Here is a 15987-nt window from a genome sequence, read left to right on the forward strand (position 1 = left end):
CAATCGATAACAGCGGGGCCAGCCAAACCGGGCCGCCCGCCGCAGGGGACGGCGCCGATGGTGTAGCATTCGGGGCGGCACCGCCACTGCGGTCACCGCATGCGCTGCGCACGAACCACCGGCACCCCAAGGACAAGATTTGAACATCACCATCAACGAAGAATTACGCGCGTTTATCGATCCCCTCACCGCCACCGAGCAGGCCGCCCTCGAGCGCAGCCTGCTGGCCGAAGGCTGCCGCGATGCGCTGGTGCTGTGGGGCGAGGTGCTCATCGATGGCCATAACCGCTACGACATTTGCAGACGCCATCAGATTGCCTTTCGCACCGTCCAGAACAGCAGCTTCGCTTCGCTCGACGATGTCATGCTGTGGATGATCGACAATCACCTGGCGCGCCGCAGCGTGTCCGACTTCCAGCGCGGCGTGCTGGCGCTGCGCAAGAAGGAAATCGTCAGCGCCCAGCGCGCCAGCGCGGCCGGGCAGCCTGACAAGGCCGAAGCAGGCACCGAGTCCGCCGCCGCCGCCGCCGACCAGGGCCCGCCATGGCACACGCGCGAAGACGTCGCCAAGGCGGCGCGGGTGTCGAGCAATACCATCAGCCAGATCGAACGGATCCAGAAAGCGGCGGCGCCGCAGCTGGTCGAGGCCGTGCGCACCGGTACCATCTCGATCAATGCGGCGGCCAACGTCGCCTCGCTGCCCGCCGAGCAGCAGATCGCCGCCGTCGCCGGCGGCAAGAAGCAGTTGCAGGAGGCCGCGCGCCAGGTGCGCGAGCAAAAAGCGGCGGCCCGCCCGCCCAAGGAAGAGCCGCCCTCGGAAGTGACGGCGCTGCGTGCCCAGGTGGCGGCGCTGCGCGAAAAAATCGATGCCCTGACGGCGGAAAACGCCGACCTCAAAAACCAACTGGAACCACGATGAGCACAGCGCGCCGGCCCTTGACCTTCCTGGCTGGCGCCTGCGCCGTTGCCGCCACCATGCTGCTGGCCAGCGCCAGCGCCGCCGCCGCGGCAGTCGCGAAACCGGCGCCCGCCGCGTCCCCGCGCGCGCCCGCCAGCGCCGCCGAACAGGCGCGCTGGGCCGCCACCGCCCGGCGCGTGACGATCATGCGCGACACCTGGGGCATCCCGCACGTGTTCGGCAAGTCCGACGCCGACGCCGTGTTCGGCCTGCTGTACGCCCAGGCCGAGGACGATTTCAATCGCGTCGAACTCAATTACATCAACGCGCTGGGCCGCCTGGCCGAAGTGGAGGGCGAACAGGCGCTGTGGCGCGACCTGCGCATGAAGCTCTATATCACGCCCCAGGCGATGCGCGCCCGGTACGCCGCCAGCCCGCCCTGGCTGCGCGAACTGATGACGGCATTCGCCGACGGCCTCAATTTTTACCTGGCGCGCCACCCCGAGGTCAAGCCGAAACTGATCGGCCATTTCGAGCCGTGGATGGCGCTCGCCTTCAGCGAAGGCAGCATCGGCGGCGATATCGAATCGATCGACCTCAAGCAACTGGCGGCCCTGTACGACAAGAACGCCGCCAAGGCCGCCGTCCCCGCTGGCCCCGCGCTGGCCAGCGCCGGGCAGCCGCCCGAAACCGAGCCGCGTGGCTCGAACGGCTTTGCCATCGCGCCCGCGCGCACCGCTGGCGGCCATGCGCTGCTGCTGATCAATCCGCATACCTCGTTTTACTTCCGTCCCGAAGTGCACATGGTCAGTGAACAGGGACTGAACGCGTATGGCGCCGTGACCTGGGGCCAGTTCTTCGTCTACCAGGGCTTCAATGAGCGGGCAGGGTGGATGCACACCTCGGGCGGCGGCGACGTCATCGACGAATACCTGGAAACCGTGGTCGAACAAAAGGGTAAATGGTATTACCGTTATGAGGGCAAGCTGCGCCCGGTGCGTGCGGTCGACATCAAGCTGCCGTATAAAACCGCCACTGGCATGGCCAGCAAGACCGTCACCGCCCACTTTACCCACCACGGCCCGGTGGTGCGCCAGCTCGATGGCAAATGGGTGGCCGTGCGCATGATGGACGAGCCGCTCAAGGCGCTGACCCAGTCGTACACGCGCACCAAGGCGACCAGCTACGCGCAGTTCAAGGCCACCATGGCGCTGCGCACGAACTCGTCGAACAACACCGTCTACGCCGACGCCGACGGCACCATCGCCTATTTTCACGGTAACTTCATTCCCCGCCGCGATGCCTCCATCGACTGGGCCCACCCGGTCGACGGCAGCGTCGCCGCCACCGAGTGGCAGGGGCTGCACACGGTGGACCAGACCATCACGCTGCACAATCCGGCCAGCGGCTACATCCTCAACACCAACAACTGGCCGTTCGCCGCGTCCGGCGCAAGCAGCCCGACACTGGCCGACTTCCCCAAATATATGTGGGCGCTGCCGGAGAACGCCCGCGGCGCGCACGCCGTGCGGGTGCTCAAGGACAAGACCGATTTCACCATCGACAGTTTGACCGCCGCCGCCTACGACAGCTACCTGACCGAGTTCGAGCCCCTGCTGCCGCAAGTGCTGGCCGACTGGGATGCGCTGGCGCCGCTGGACCCCCTCAAGGCGCGGCTGGCCGGGCCGGTGGCGGCGCTGCGCGGCTGGGACTTGCGCTATGGCGTCGATTCGGTGCCCACCTCGGTGGCCGTCTACTGGGGTCAGCAACTGGTCGCGGCGGCCACGCCTGCAGCGCGCGCGGCTGAAATGCCGGCGGCCGATTTCATCATCAGCCGCATCGGCGCGCGCGAACGCCTGGACGCGCTGGCGGCGGCCACGGCCAAGCTGAACGCCGATTTCGGCAGCTGGCAAACGCCGTGGGGCGACATCAACCGCTTCCAGCGCCTGTCGGGCGACGTCGTGCAGCGCTACGACGACAGCAAGCCGAGCTGGCCGGTGCCGTTCGCCTCGGCCACCTGGGGCTCGCTGGCCGCCTTCGGCATGGTGGCCAAGCAGACCACCAAGCGCATCTACGGCGACCGCGGCAACAGCTTTGTTGCGGTGGTCGAATTCGGCCCCACCGTGCGCGCCCGGAGCATCCTGGCGGGCGGGCAGAGCGCCGACCCGGCCTCGATCCACTTCGCGGACCAGGCCGAGATGTACAGCAAGGGCCAGTTCAAGGACGTGCTGTTTTATCCGGCCGATATCGCCCAACACCTCGAGCGCCAATACCACCCCGGGCAATAAGGGACGGCGCCATCGCATCGCAGCGGGCGCCGTCACCTCTGTATAATCGCCGCTTCCAACGATTCAGGTGCGGCTGTGGCAAAACTTTACTTCAGGTATTCGGCGATGAACGCCGGTAAGTCGACGGCGCTGCTGCAGGTGGCCCACAATTACGAAGAGCAGGGCCAGCACGTCAAGCTCTACACGGCCGCCATCGACAACCGCTACGGCAGCGGCAAGGTCACCTCGCGGCTGGGCCCCCAGCGCGATGTCGATACCTTCGACGCCGCCACCGATTTTCTCGCCAGCGTGCCCAAGGTCGCCTGCGTGCTCATCGACGAGGCGCAGTTCCTCACCACCGTGCAGGTGCAGCAGTTGCACCAGCTGGCCCAGGTGCGCGGCGTGCCCGTCATCTGCTACGGCTTGCGCAGCGATTTCCGCGGCGACCCGTTCGCCGGCTCGGCCTACCTGCTGGCGCTGGCCGACGACATCGAAGAGCTCAAAAATATCTGCACCTGCGGCAAGAAGGCCACGATGAATGTGCGCGTCGACGAGGCGGGCCGCCGCATTCGTGACGGCGAACAGGTCAGCATTGGCGGCAATGAGCGCTACCGCCAGGCCTGCGGGCGCTGCTTTTATGCGTAACTTCGCATAATTATCGTGTTGAGCGCCATCACGCGCGCGTGTTTCAGCGTGTAAAACTGCGTGACGCCCGGCGCGCAACGCTTAAGCTGGCCTTAACGGGAATGCCGTGTCGCCCTGATTGCTCGCGCACTCCTGTTAGAATCGATTCGATCGCGCACAACATGCAATTGCAGCGCACCGCCCGTAACGGCAGCACCCTCGAACAACGCACGGAGAGTCCACGCATGAAGAAGCAGATGTTCATCGCCGTCATGGCCGTCGCCATGTCCGCCCACACCATCGCCGCCGTGGCCCAGCAGCCAGCGGCCGACCGCGGCGCCCTCGTGCAGCTCAAGCCCGAGCCGGCCCAGGCCCAGGCGGCCCTGTGGGCGTCGAAAATCCTCGCCCGCTACCACTACAAGGCGGTGCCGCTCGACGACACCATGTCGGAGAAAATCTTCGACCGCTACTTCAAAAGTCTCGACAGCGAAAAGCTGTATTTCGTGCAGGCCGACATCGACCAGTTCGATATCGGCCGTAGCAAGCTCGACGACGCGATCCAGAATGAAAATCTGAGCCTGCCGTTTGCCGTCTACAACGTCTACCAGCAGCGCTTCGCCCAGCGCATGGGCTATGCGCGCGAACTGCTCAAGGGCAAGTTCGAATTCAGCGCCGACGAATCGCTCCAGCTCGACCGCGAAAAAGCGGCCTGGCCGAAAACCGAGGAAGAGGCGCGCGACCTGTGGCGCCGCCGCGTCAAGAACGACTGGCTGCGCCTGAAACTGGCGGGCAAGGACGACAAGGCGATCCGCGAGACGCTCGACAAGCGCTACGATAACTACCTGTCGCGCGTGAAGAAGCTCAACAACGACGACGTCTTTTCGATGTTCATGAACGCCTACGCCACCGCCATCGAGCCGCACACCAATTACCTCGGTCCCCGCTCGGCGGAAAATTTTGACATCGCCATGCGCCTCTCGCTCGAAGGCATCGGCGCCGTCCTGCAAACGCGCGACGAGTACACCGTCATCCGCGAAATCGTGCCGGGCAGCCCCGTCGCCCTGTCGGGCAAGCTCAAAGTGGGCGACCGCATCGTCGGCGTCGCCCAGGGCGACAGCGCCCCCTTCACCGACGTGCTGGGCTGGCGCATCGACGATGTCGTCACCCTGGTGCGCGGCGCCAAGGATTCCGTGGTGCGACTGGACGTGCTGCCGGCGGACGCCGGCACCGACGGCAAGCACATGGCGGTGTCGCTGGTGCGTAAAAAAATCAGCATGGAAGAGCAGTCGGCCAAGAAGTCCATCATCGAGGTCAAGGAAGCCGGCATCAAGCGGCGCATCGGCGTCATCGCGCTGCCCACCTTCTACCAGGACTTCGACGGCCGCCGCCGTGGCGACAAAGACTATAAAAGCGCCACCCGCGACGTCGCCCGCATCCTGGGCGAACTGAAAAAAGAGAAGGTCGACAACGTCCTGATCGACCTGCGTAATAACGGCGGCGGCTCGCTCACCGAAGCGGTCGAGCTGACCGGCCTGTTCATCGACAAGGGCCCCGTGGTGATGCAGAAAACCACGGACAAGGTCGAAGTCGAGTCCGACATGGTGCCCGGCATGGCCTGGGACGGCCCCGTGGGCGTGCTGATCAACCGCGGTTCGGCGTCGGCGTCGGAAATTTTTGCGGCCGCCATCCAGGACTACGGCCGCGGCCTGATCATCGGCGAGCCCAGCTTCGGCAAGGGCACCGTGCAGACCATCGTCAATCTCGACCGCTATGCGCCGAACGACAAGGTGCACTTCGGCGAGCTGAAAATGACGATCGCGCAGTTTTTCCGCATCAATGGCGGCACCACCCAGTTGCGCGGCGTGACCCCGGACATCAAGTTCCCCGTGACCGCCGACGCCGATGCGTTTGGCGAGTCGACCTACGACAATGCGCTGCCATACACCACCATCAAGCCGGCGACCTACACCGCCTCGGGCGACCTGAAGGAAATCGTCGCGCCCCTGCAGAAGCGCCACGAAGCCCGCATCGCCAAGGACAAGGACTTCCAGTACCTGCAGGAAGACCTCACGGAGTTCCGCAAGATCCGCAAGGACAACGTCTTGTCGCTCAATGAAACGGTGCGCCGCAAGGAGCGCGACACCCAGGACGCCCGCACCAAGCTGCGCGACGCGCGCCTGGCCGAACTCGAAGACGGCGCCGTGGTCGATGGCAGCGAGGCGCGCACCAAGGTGGCAACCGCCGTCAAGCGCGTCAAGGCGTCGGCACTGAAGGGCTCGCGCCGCCAGGACGACGGCCTGATGGCGGACGAACGCAACCTGGCAGCGGAACTGGCGGCGGAAAAGGCGGCCAAGAACGCCAAGGACGTGCTGCTGCAGGAAGCGGCGCACGTGCTGGCCGACGAAGCGGCCATGCTCAAGCTCGACACCCGCCTCGCCTCGCGCACCATGCCGTACCGCGCGCCCGTGAAGGCGGTGGGGAACTAAACCGCGGCGCTGCATCGCGCCCTTGTTGCCCGGTTTATTTCGGGTACAATCCTTGTGAACGGTCGTGCTTTTTTACGGCGACCCACATCGAGGAGACAGCATGGATCTGCACTACAGCGACGACGACCTGGCCTTCCGCGGCCAGGTGCGCGCCTTCCTGGCCGAGCACCTGCCGGCCGATCTGAAACACAAGGTCAACCAGCACAAGCGCCTGCAGCGCGCTGACTACGTGCGCTGGCACCAGATCCTGGCCAGGCAGGGCTGGGTCGCGCCCGGCTGGCCCGTCGAATACGGCGGCACCGGCTGGAGCCCCGTCCAGCGTCACCTGTGGGAAGAAGAATGCGCGCGCGCCGGCACGCCGCCGATCCTGCCGTTCGGCGTCAACATGGTCGCCCCCGTCATCATGGCTTTCGCCAGCGCCGAACAAAAAGCCTATTATTTACCCCGTATCCTGTCGTGCGAACACTGGTGGTGCCAGGGCTACTCGGAGCCGGGCGCCGGCTCCGACCTGGCCTCGCTGAAAACCACCGCCGTGCGCGACGGCGACCATTACATCGTCAATGGCCAGAAAACCTGGACCACCCTGGCCCAGCATGCCGACATGATCTTTTGCCTGGTGCGCACCGACACGGGCGTGCGCAAGCAGGAGGGCATCTCCTTCCTGCTGATCGACATGAAGTCGCCCGGCATCACCGTGCGCCCCATCGAAATGCTCGACGAAGACCATGAAGTCAACGAGGTCTGGTTCGACAATGTACGGGTGCCGGTGGCCAACCTGGTGGGCCAGGAAAACAAGGGCTGGACCTACGCCAAGTACCTGCTGGGCCACGAGCGCACGGGCATTGCCGCCGTCGGCCGCTCCAAGCGCGAGCTGGCCTTCTTGAAGCGCTACGCCGCCACCCGGCAGGTCGACGGCGTGCCGCTGCTGCGTGAGCCCCTGTTCGGCGCCAAGGTGGCCGCGCTGGAAATCGAACTGATGGCGCTGGAAATGACGGTGCTGCGGGTGCTGGCGCAGGCCAGGGCGCCGGGCGCCGAGGCGTCCGTGCTGAAGGTGCGCGGCACCGAGATCCAGCAGCGCCTGACGGAACTGATGGTGGAGGCGGCCGGTCCCATGGCGCTGCCGTTCGACCCGGTCTTCCTCGAGTCCGGGAGCGAGCAGGCGATTGGCGGCGACGACGACGCCGCGCCGCTGGCGGGCTACTACTTCAACTTCCGCAAGACCTCGATTTACGGCGGTTCGAACGAAATTCAACGCAATATCATCTCGCAGATGATCCTGGGCCTGTAAGCGCCGACAAAGGAGACGACATGGATTTCAATTTCAAGGAAGAGCAGCTGCAGTTCGCCGATGCCCTGCGCCGCTGGATCGACAAGGACTACACCTTTGACGCGCGCAAGCGCATCATCGGCTCCGAGGCCGGGGTGTCGGACGAGGCATGGCGCACGCTGGTGGAGCTGGGCATGACGGCCTTGCCGGTGCCGGAGGCGCAGGGCGGTTTCAGCGGCAGCGCCATCGACCTGTACGTGGTCATGAAGGAGCTGGGCCGCGGCCTGGTGGTCGAGCCGTATTTCGCCACCGTGCTGGGCGCGCAGTTTCTCAAGCTGGGCGGCGCCCATCCGGCGCTGCTCGAACAGGTCGCCGCGGGCGAACTCAAACTCGCGTGCGCGCTGCACGAGCGGCAGTCGCGCCACGCGCTGGCCGACATCGCCGTCACGGCGCGCGCCGACGCCGCCGGCTTCATCATCGATGGCCGCAAGAGCGTCGTCGTCCACGGCGCCGAGGCAGACAGCGTCATCGTCTCGGCGCGCAGCAGCGGCGGCCAGCGCGAGCAGGCCGGCATTTCGCTGTTCGTGGTGCCGGTCGATGCCGCCGGCGTCAGCGTCACCGGCTACCGCAGCCTGGACGGCCAGCGCGCGGCCGACATCGTGTTCGATCACGTCAGCGTGCCTGCCAGCGCCCTGATCGGCCCGGCCGGCGCCGGCTGGGATATTCTCGACGCCTGCGCCGACTACGGCGCGGCGCTGCTGTGCGCGGAGGCGCTGGGCGCCATGGAAGCGCTGTTCGACGCCACGCTCGACTACCTGAAAACGCGCACCCAGTTCGGCGCGCCGATCGGCAAATTCCAGGCCCTGCAGCACCGTATGGCCGACATGTTCATCCACCTCGAACAAGCCCGCTCGATGGCGCTGCTGGCGGCCGTCAAGGCCGACGCGGCCGACCCCGACGAGCGCCGCGGCGCCGTCTCGGCGGCCAAGTACCGGATCGGCCAGGCGGCCCGCTTCATCGGCCAGCAGGCGGTCCAGCTGCACGGCGGCATGGGCGTGACCAACGAGCTGCCCGCCGCCCACCATTTCAAGCGCCTGTGCACGATTGAACTGAGTTTTGGCGACAGCGATCACCACCTGCGCCGGTTCATGGCGCAGCCCGGCTTTGCGGGCGCGGAGACCCCGGCATGAGCACGACGAGCTGGTATTTCGAGGATTTTTTTCCCGGCCAGGTGATCGAACTGGGGCAGTGCCACGTGAGCGAAGAAGAGATCATCGACTTCGCCACCCGCTTCGATCCGCAGCCCTTCCACGTCGACCCGCAGGCGGCGGCGCAATCGATCTACGGCGGCGTCATCGCCAGCGGCTGGCACACCTGCAGCATGATGATGCGGCTGGTGGTGGACGGCCTGATGGCGGCGTCGTCGAGCATGGGTTCGCCCGGTCTGGACGCGGTGCGCTGGCTGGCGCCCGTGCGCGCCGGCGACACCTTGAGCGTGCGTTACGAAACCGTCACCTGCCGCCCGTCCGAATCGAAAGCCGACCGCGGCGTGGTCTGGTCGAAATGGGTGGCCACCAACCAGCACGGCGTCCCGGTCTGCACCATCGAAGGGATGGGCATGTTCCGCCGCCGTCCCGGGGAGGTTGTCCATGCGTGATATCGACGTACGCACGCTTGCCGGCGCCGAGGGCGAGGCACGCGCGGCCGGCTTGTTTTCCCTGATCGGCACCGAGGTGGGGGTATCGGCCTGGCACGCCATGCCGCAGGCGCGGATCGACACCTTCGCCGACGCCACCGAGGACCACCAGTGGATTCATACGGACGCCGCGCGCTGCAAGATCGAGTCGCCGTTCGGGGCGCCGGTGGCGCACGGCTTTCTGACGCTGTCGATGATCCCGGCGCTGTTTGAAAACGCCATCCGCCTGGTGGGCGCCAAACTGGTACTCAATTATGGCTTGAACAAGGTGCGCTTTCCCGCCCCGGTGCCGGTCGACAGCCGCGTGCGCGCCCGCATCACGCTGCTGGCGGTCGATGCGTTTGATGGCGGCGAGCAGCTGACCTGGCAGGTCGTCATCGAATGCGACGCCAGCGCCAAGCCGGTGTGCGTGGCCGAGATGCTGATGCGGCGTTATTAGACGCCACGGGCGGCTTTGGCGGGGGCACAGTGCTACACTGTCGCCCCACGCCTTCGGCTTTACTGTATTTCTCATCATGACCAATAAAAAAACCCCTGCCGTCAAGTCCGCCAAGCCCGTCAAGCCCGCCACCGACGTACCGGCCGGTCGGCCACCGAATCCCTTTCTTGACGCCGATCTGTACGGCCGCATGCGCGACTACACCGAGCGCGACGCCGCGTTTTCGAAGGAGCTCAAGGCGATCGCCGAACGGGGCGCCGCCAAGCGCAGCGTCGACGCGCGCGAGGCGCCGTCTCTGCAAGTGTTGCGGGTGGGCGTGAAGAAGGGCCTGGCCCTGCACGAGATGTTCGCGCGCATCGTCAGCGGCACCGAGTCGGGTTTGTGGGAGCCATGGCTGGCGCAGTTCGGTTTCGACCTGCTGGGTGTGAACTACGCCAAGACGGGGGCGCGCAACGCGCGCATCGCGCTCGACCTGAGCCTGGGCTCGAAAGCGACGGCGTTTTTCGCCAACGCCGGCATCGCCAACTGGCGCAGCCTGGCCGCCGAAGACTGCGCCCAGGTGCAGGTGCACAAGCCCACCGAGACGGTGCCCGCCAAGGCCTATGCCATCTTCTTTCTCGACGCGGCCGAGAAGTAAACAAAAGACCGGCGGGGAGCACGCAGAAATCCAGCACAAGGCCGGCGCGGGTCCGCGGCCTTCGTCGGGAACGGATTGATAAATTGCCTGTTAGCCATCTAACTGTCGCTTTGTCCAGCTTGCCTGCCTTTTATTTACCAGTAGTATCGATTGTTGTGACAAGTTTTAGTTAAAGCGGGTACGATGAATTTCGCATTTATCCGTCGTCCGGGCTTTCATGTACCACCTCGACTTTCCCGGCCACTCCATCGCCGCGCCATCCACCGCTAGCGCGTCCGCGCTCGCTCGCCGCTACCGGTCCAGGCAATCGCGCGCACGGCGCTGAGGGCGCTTGCCGCCCTGCGCTGCGCCACGCAGCCCTTGCCGATCCTCCCCGCCATATCTCCGCCAGCCGCCCCTCCGACCCCGCCCCCGTCGACCGCGATTGATGCAGCGTGCCCCCAGGCGCGCGCCCCATACGACCGCAAAGACATCCCATGCAACGACATTCCCCCTCGCTCGGCGACGCCCTGAGCAACCCGGAAACGGCCGGCAATCTGGAAGGCCAGGAAGCGCTGTTGAAGGGCGCCGCCTTGCAGAATGCGATTTTTAACAGCGCCAATTTCTCCAGCATCGCCACCGACGCCAAGGGCGTGATCCAGATTTTCAACGTGGGCGCCGAGCGCATGCTGGGCTACGCGGCCGGCGACGTGATGAACAAGATCACCCCGGCCGACATCTCCGATCCGCTCGAGCTGGTCGCGCGCGCAATCGCCCTGAGCGAAGAGCTGGGCACGGCCATCACCCCCGGCTTCGACGCACTGGTGTTCAAGGCCTCGCGCGGCATCGAGGATATCTACGAGCTGACCTACATCCGCCGCGACGGCAGCCGCTTCCCCGCCGTGGTGTCGGTCACCGCGCTGCGCGACGCCCACAACACCATCATCGGCTACCTGTTGATCGGCACCGACAACACCGCCCGCAAGCAGGCCGAAGAGGCCTTGCTCAAAGCCGGCGCCCTGCAAAGCGCGATCTTCAACAGCGCCAATTTCTCCAGCATCGCCACCGACGCCAAGGGCGTGATCCAGATTTTCAACGTGGGCGCCGAGCGCATGCTCGGCTACGCCGCCAGCGAGGTGATGAACAAGGTCACGCCGGCCGATATCTCCGACCCCCTCGAAGTGGTGGCGCGCGCCAGGGCCTTGAGCGAGGAGCTGGGCACCGCCATCACCCCCGGCTTCGAGGCGCTCGTGTTCAAGGCCTCGCGCGGGATCGAGGATATCTACGAGCTGACCTATATCCGCCGCGACGGCAGCCGCTTTCCCGCGGTGGTGTCGGTCACCGCGCTGCGCGACGCCCACAACACCATCATCGGCTACCTCCTGATCGGCACCGACATCAGCGCCCGCAAGCAGGCCGAGGAAACGGCGCAGGCCGCCCTGATCGCCAAATCGCAGTTCCTGGCCAATATGAGCCACGAGATCCGCACCCCGATGAACGCCATCCTGGGCCTGACCCGCATCGTCATGGAGTCGGACCTGCGGCCGGAGCAGCGCGAACAGCTCGACAAGGTGCACCGCTCGGGCCGCGCGCTGGTGCGCATCATCAACGACATCCTCGATTTTTCCCGCATCGAAGCGGGACGGCTGGCCATCGAACGCATTCCCATGCGGGTCGAGGCGGTGCTGCTGGAAGTGGCTGAACTGCTGGGGCTGCAGGCGGAGGACAAGGGTTTGAAGTTGCGTCTCGAGATCGATCCGGCCACCCCGGCCACGGTGATGGGCGACCCGTTCCGCCTCGTGCAGATTCTCAACAACCTGGTCGGCAACGCCATCAAGTTCACCGACCACGGCGATATCCATATCGGCGTGCAGGTGGTGCGCCAGAGCGGGCCGGCGCTGACCTTGCGCTTTAACGTGCGCGACACGGGGGTCGGCATCGCGCCCGAGCAGATCGGCCTGCTGTTTCAACCGTTCTCGCAGGCCGATTCGAGTACCACGCGCAAGTTCGGCGGCAGCGGGCTGGGGCTGGCCATCGTCAAGAAGCTCGTCGAGCTGCTGGGCGGCACCATCATGCTCGACAGCACGCCGGGGCAGGGCACCGATATCGGCTTCACCATCGAAGCCGGGCTCGCCCCGCCCGACCTGCGCGAGGTCAGCCACATGGGGCGCCAGTTGCAGCAAATGCGCGGCAAGCGGGTGCTGGTGGTCGATGACCAGTCCAATTCGCGCCACATCCTGGCGCTGTTGCTCAAGGCCTGGGGCATGCAGGTGGTGGAAGCGGACAGCGGGCCGGCAGCGCTGGCACTGCTGGCCGAAGCGAACCGCACCGGGCTGCCCTTCTATTCGATGATGCTCGACTGGCACATGCCCGGCATGAGCGGCCTGGCGGTGGCGGCCGAACTGCGCGAACGGGAAAAGGCCAGCGGCGCGGGCAGCCCCTTGCCGATCTGGATGATCACGGCCTACAACAAGCCGGCGCTGCTGCAACAGCCGGAAGCGGCCTGCATCGCCGGCGTGCTGACCAAGCCAATCATCCCGTCGCTGTTGTTCGATGCCCTGTTGCACGGCAAGGTCAGCCAGCAGGCGCATGCCGAACCGGCCCTCCAGCGCTTCGACGGTGTGCGCGTGCTGCTGGTCGAAGACAATGAACTGAACCAGGAAGTGGCCGCCAGCATCATCCGCAAGCGGGGCGCCACCCTGACCATCGCCTCGCACGGCGGGGAAGCGGTCGAACTGCTGCGCCAGCAACACTACGACCTGGTGCTGATGGACCTGCACATGCCCGTCATGAATGGCATCGAGGCGACCCGGCAGATCCGCGCATTGCCGGGCGGGAAAGCACTCAATATCGTTGCCATGACCGCCGCCGTGATGAGCGAGGACCGCGAGCGCTGCACGGCAATGGGCATGATCGATTTCATCGCCAAGCCGGTCGAGCCGGACGACATCGTCCGGGTATTGCGCGCCTACACGGCGCCCGCACCCGACGATCACCGCGCCGTGACGCCCATGGTGCTCGATCTGGTGCGGGGCCTGCAACGCCTCGATGGCGACCGCCTCTTGCAGCGGCGCCTGCTGCAGGGCTTTCTCGATAGTCACCATGAGCTGATCGACCGTCTGCACACGCTGCTGGCGGCCGGCAGCCGCGCGCATGCGATCGAACTGGTCCATGCAGTCAAGGGCGTCGCCGGCAACCTGGGCGCCGATGCGCTCAGCGAAGCGTGCCGTTGCCTGCTGGCCGAACTGCATACGACGGCGCCGCTGCGCTCGCAAGCGTCGTTCGAGGCATCGCTGGCCGAGACGCAGGCGCGCATGCGCGAGCAACTGGCCGATTGCCGCGCGGACGACACGGTGCCAGCGACCGCCCCGGCCAGCCGGTCGCTGAAAGAGCTATTGCAAGTGCTGGCCCCGTTCATTGCCAGCCAGGAAGTGATCCCCGATGCGTTGATGGATTCCCTACAACAATTTTCCCACCTGGACCTGCCGTATGCCGCACTGCTGCGCGACTTGCACAATTTCTGTGACAACTTCGCGCACCCGGAGGCGATGGCGACCCTGAAGCTGGTACAAGCCGAATGTGGCACAAAATGATAAACGCTATTCAAGAGATGCAGCGCGACAAGCCACTGATTTTGCTGGTCGACGATTTGCCGGCCAACCTGCACGTGATGATTGCCGCCCTGAAGGCCGACTTTCGCCTGAAAACGGCCACCAGCGGCGTCTCCGCCATGGCGCTGCTCGACGGTGGCGCCGAATGCCCGAAGCTGCTGATCGTTGACGTCAGGATGCCGGGCATGAGCGGCATCGACATGTTGCGGCGCATGCGCGCGGCGCCCCACCTGTGCGACATCCCGGTGATCCTGGTCAGCGCCGACGCGTCCGAACAATTCCAGACCACGGGGCTCGACCTGGGCGCCGACGATTACCTGGTCAAGCCGATTTTCCGCGACACCCTGATTATCCGTGCCCGCAACCTGATCCAGCGCAGCGAGGAGCGTGACAAGCTGCGCCTGGCCGGTCATGTCTTCGATTTCAGCGGCGAAGCCATCATGGTGACGGACGCAAATAACGACATCGTCGACGTGAATGCTGCCTTCATCAAGCTGACCGGCTACAGCAAGGCGGAAGTGCTGGGCAGGAATCCCCGGCTGCTGGCATCGAGTCGCAATACCAGGGAGCATTTCCGCCTGATGTGGGACACCATCAATGCGGACGGTTACTGGCAGGGCGAGCTGTGGCAGACCCGGAAGGATGGCAGCGTCCATCCGAAGTTCATGACCGTCTCCGTGGTGCGCGACCGCAATGGCGAGATCGAGTATTTTTTGACCAATTCGGTCGACATCAGCGAGTACAAGGAGTCGGAGCGGCGCATCGCCCACCTGGCCCACCACGATGTGCTCACGGGCCTGCCGAACCGGCTGCACCTGCAGATCTACCTCGACCAGTCGATCCTGATTGCCCGCCGCATGGGCGAGCAGCTGGCGGTGATGTTTCTCGACCTGGACCGCTTCAAGAACGTCAACGACACCCTCGGCCACCCGGTCGGCGACGAGCTGCTCATCGAGGTGGCCGCGCGGCTGAAATCGTGCATCCGCGACTACGACGTGGTGGCGCGGCTGGGCGGCGATGAGTTCGTGGTGATCCTGCGCGGCGCCGAGATCCTGTCGGACGCGATCGCGGTGGCGAAAAAGCTCAACCACCGCCTCAGCCAGCCCTTCGTGATCGGCGCGCACACGCTGCGCTTGTCGGCCAGCATCGGTATCGCGCTGTACCCGGACAATGCGCTGACCATCGACGATTTGATGAAAAACGCCGACACCTCGATGTATTTCGCCAAATCCGATGGCGGCAATGCCTTCCGCTTCTTTTCGCCGGCGATGGACCTGGGCGCCCATGAAAAGCTGAAGATGGAAAGCCAGCTCTACGAGGCGATCGAGCGCCACGAATTCGAATTGCATTACCAGTTGCAGGTCGACCAGCACGGCCGGCCGCGCGGCGCCGAAGCGCTGATCCGCTGGCACCATCCGGAGGACGGCATGGTCGGCCCGGACCAGTTCATCCCCCTGGCCGAAGAATCGGGCTTGATCCTGCCGATCGGCCACTGGGTGCTCGAGCAGGCTTGCGCGCGCATCCGGGCGTGGCAGGGCGACGCCCGCACATGCACGCTGGTGCTGGCGGTCAACGTCAGTGCGCGCCAGTTCCGCCAGCCCGACTTCGCCCTGCAGGTGCGCGCCGCAGTGCAGCGCCACGGCATCGATCCGGCGCTGCTCAAGCTGGAAATTACCGAGAGCCTGTTGCTGAAGAAAGTCGACGAAGTCGTCGCCATCATTGCCGAGATCAAGGCGCTGGGGGTGGGTTTCTCGCTCGACGATTTCGGTGCCGGCTATTCCTGCCTGCAATACCTGAAGCGCCTGCCGCTCGACCAGATCAAGATCGACCGCTCGTTCGTGCGCGACCTGGCCACCAACGACAGCGACAAGGCGATCGTGCGCACCATCATCGCGATGGCGGCCAACATGAAGATGGCGGTGATCGCCGAAGGGGTCGAGACGGAAGAACAGCGCCGCATCCTGCTGGCCATCGGCTGCAGCGACTTCCAAGGGTACCTGTTCGGCTGCCCGCTGCCCGTCGCCGCGTTCGAGGCGGCGCTGGCCATGGCGCCCTGAAGCGCCTGCAGCACCGTCTGTTTTCG

At 65.6% G+C, this 15987-nt stretch carries 11 protein-coding genes; all 11 read left to right on the top strand.

Going from position 1 to position 15987, the window contains the following annotated elements; genetic code table 11:
* The first annotated feature begins 139 nt into the window (after positions 1 to 139).
* Entirely contained in the window at positions 140 to 919 is a 780-nt protein-coding gene (locus ACP7EY_RS18560) for a hypothetical protein (protein WP_426196219.1), read from the top strand.
* Positions 916 to 3186, top strand: coding sequence for a penicillin acylase family protein (locus ACP7EY_RS18565; RefSeq protein WP_426196221.1), 2271 nt, complete (start codon positions 916 to 918; stop codon positions 3184 to 3186). The genes ACP7EY_RS18560 and ACP7EY_RS18565 overlap by 4 nt, the downstream gene beginning before the upstream one ends.
* A 75-nt stretch (positions 3187 to 3261) precedes the next feature.
* On the top strand, positions 3262 to 3810 hold the full coding sequence (locus tag ACP7EY_RS18570) for a thymidine kinase (RefSeq protein ID WP_426196223.1): 549 nt from the start codon (positions 3262 to 3264) through the stop codon (positions 3808 to 3810).
* A gap of 224 nt (positions 3811 to 4034) precedes the next feature.
* Entirely contained in the window at positions 4035 to 6275 is a 2241-nt protein-coding gene (locus ACP7EY_RS18575; RefSeq protein WP_426196342.1) for a carboxy terminal-processing peptidase, read from the top strand.
* A gap of 100 nt (positions 6276 to 6375) precedes the next feature.
* Entirely contained in the window at positions 6376 to 7563 is a 1188-nt protein-coding gene (locus ACP7EY_RS18580; RefSeq protein WP_426196225.1) for an acyl-CoA dehydrogenase family protein, read from the top strand.
* A gap of 20 nt (positions 7564 to 7583) precedes the next feature.
* Positions 7584 to 8732 carry an acyl-CoA dehydrogenase family protein gene (locus ACP7EY_RS18585; protein WP_426196227.1) on the top strand — a complete coding sequence of 383 codons (1149 nt, stop codon included), beginning with the start codon at positions 7584 to 7586 and terminating at the stop codon, positions 8730 to 8732.
* Positions 8729 to 9199: a MaoC family dehydratase gene (locus ACP7EY_RS18590; RefSeq protein ID WP_426196229.1), complete on the top strand. Its 471-nt coding sequence runs from the start codon at positions 8729 to 8731 to the stop codon at positions 9197 to 9199. Before ACP7EY_RS18585 ends, ACP7EY_RS18590 begins: the two co-directional genes overlap by 4 nt.
* Entirely contained in the window at positions 9192 to 9677 is a 486-nt protein-coding gene (locus ACP7EY_RS18595; RefSeq protein ID WP_426196230.1) for a MaoC family dehydratase, read from the top strand. The genes ACP7EY_RS18590 and ACP7EY_RS18595 overlap by 8 nt, the downstream gene beginning before the upstream one ends.
* Before the next feature lie 76 nt (positions 9678 to 9753).
* Complete coding sequence (locus ACP7EY_RS18600) at positions 9754 to 10314, top strand: hypothetical protein (protein ID WP_426196232.1); 561 nt, start codon at positions 9754 to 9756, stop codon at positions 10312 to 10314.
* Between the two features lie 476 nt (positions 10315 to 10790).
* A complete protein-coding gene (locus ACP7EY_RS18605; protein ID WP_426196234.1) occupies positions 10791 to 13886 on the top strand; it encodes a response regulator in 3096 nt (1031 codons plus the stop codon).
* Positions 13883 to 15961 carry a putative bifunctional diguanylate cyclase/phosphodiesterase gene (locus ACP7EY_RS18610; RefSeq protein WP_426196236.1) on the top strand — a complete coding sequence of 693 codons (2079 nt, stop codon included), beginning with the start codon at positions 13883 to 13885 and terminating at the stop codon, positions 15959 to 15961. Before ACP7EY_RS18605 ends, ACP7EY_RS18610 begins: the two co-directional genes overlap by 4 nt.
* The last annotated feature ends 26 nt before the right edge of the window (positions 15962 to 15987 follow it).

Origin of the sequence: Massilia sp. DWR3-1-1 (assembly GCF_049898325.1) — a bacterium.
Lineage (GTDB): Bacteria > Pseudomonadota > Gammaproteobacteria > Burkholderiales > Burkholderiaceae_D > JAFCUW01.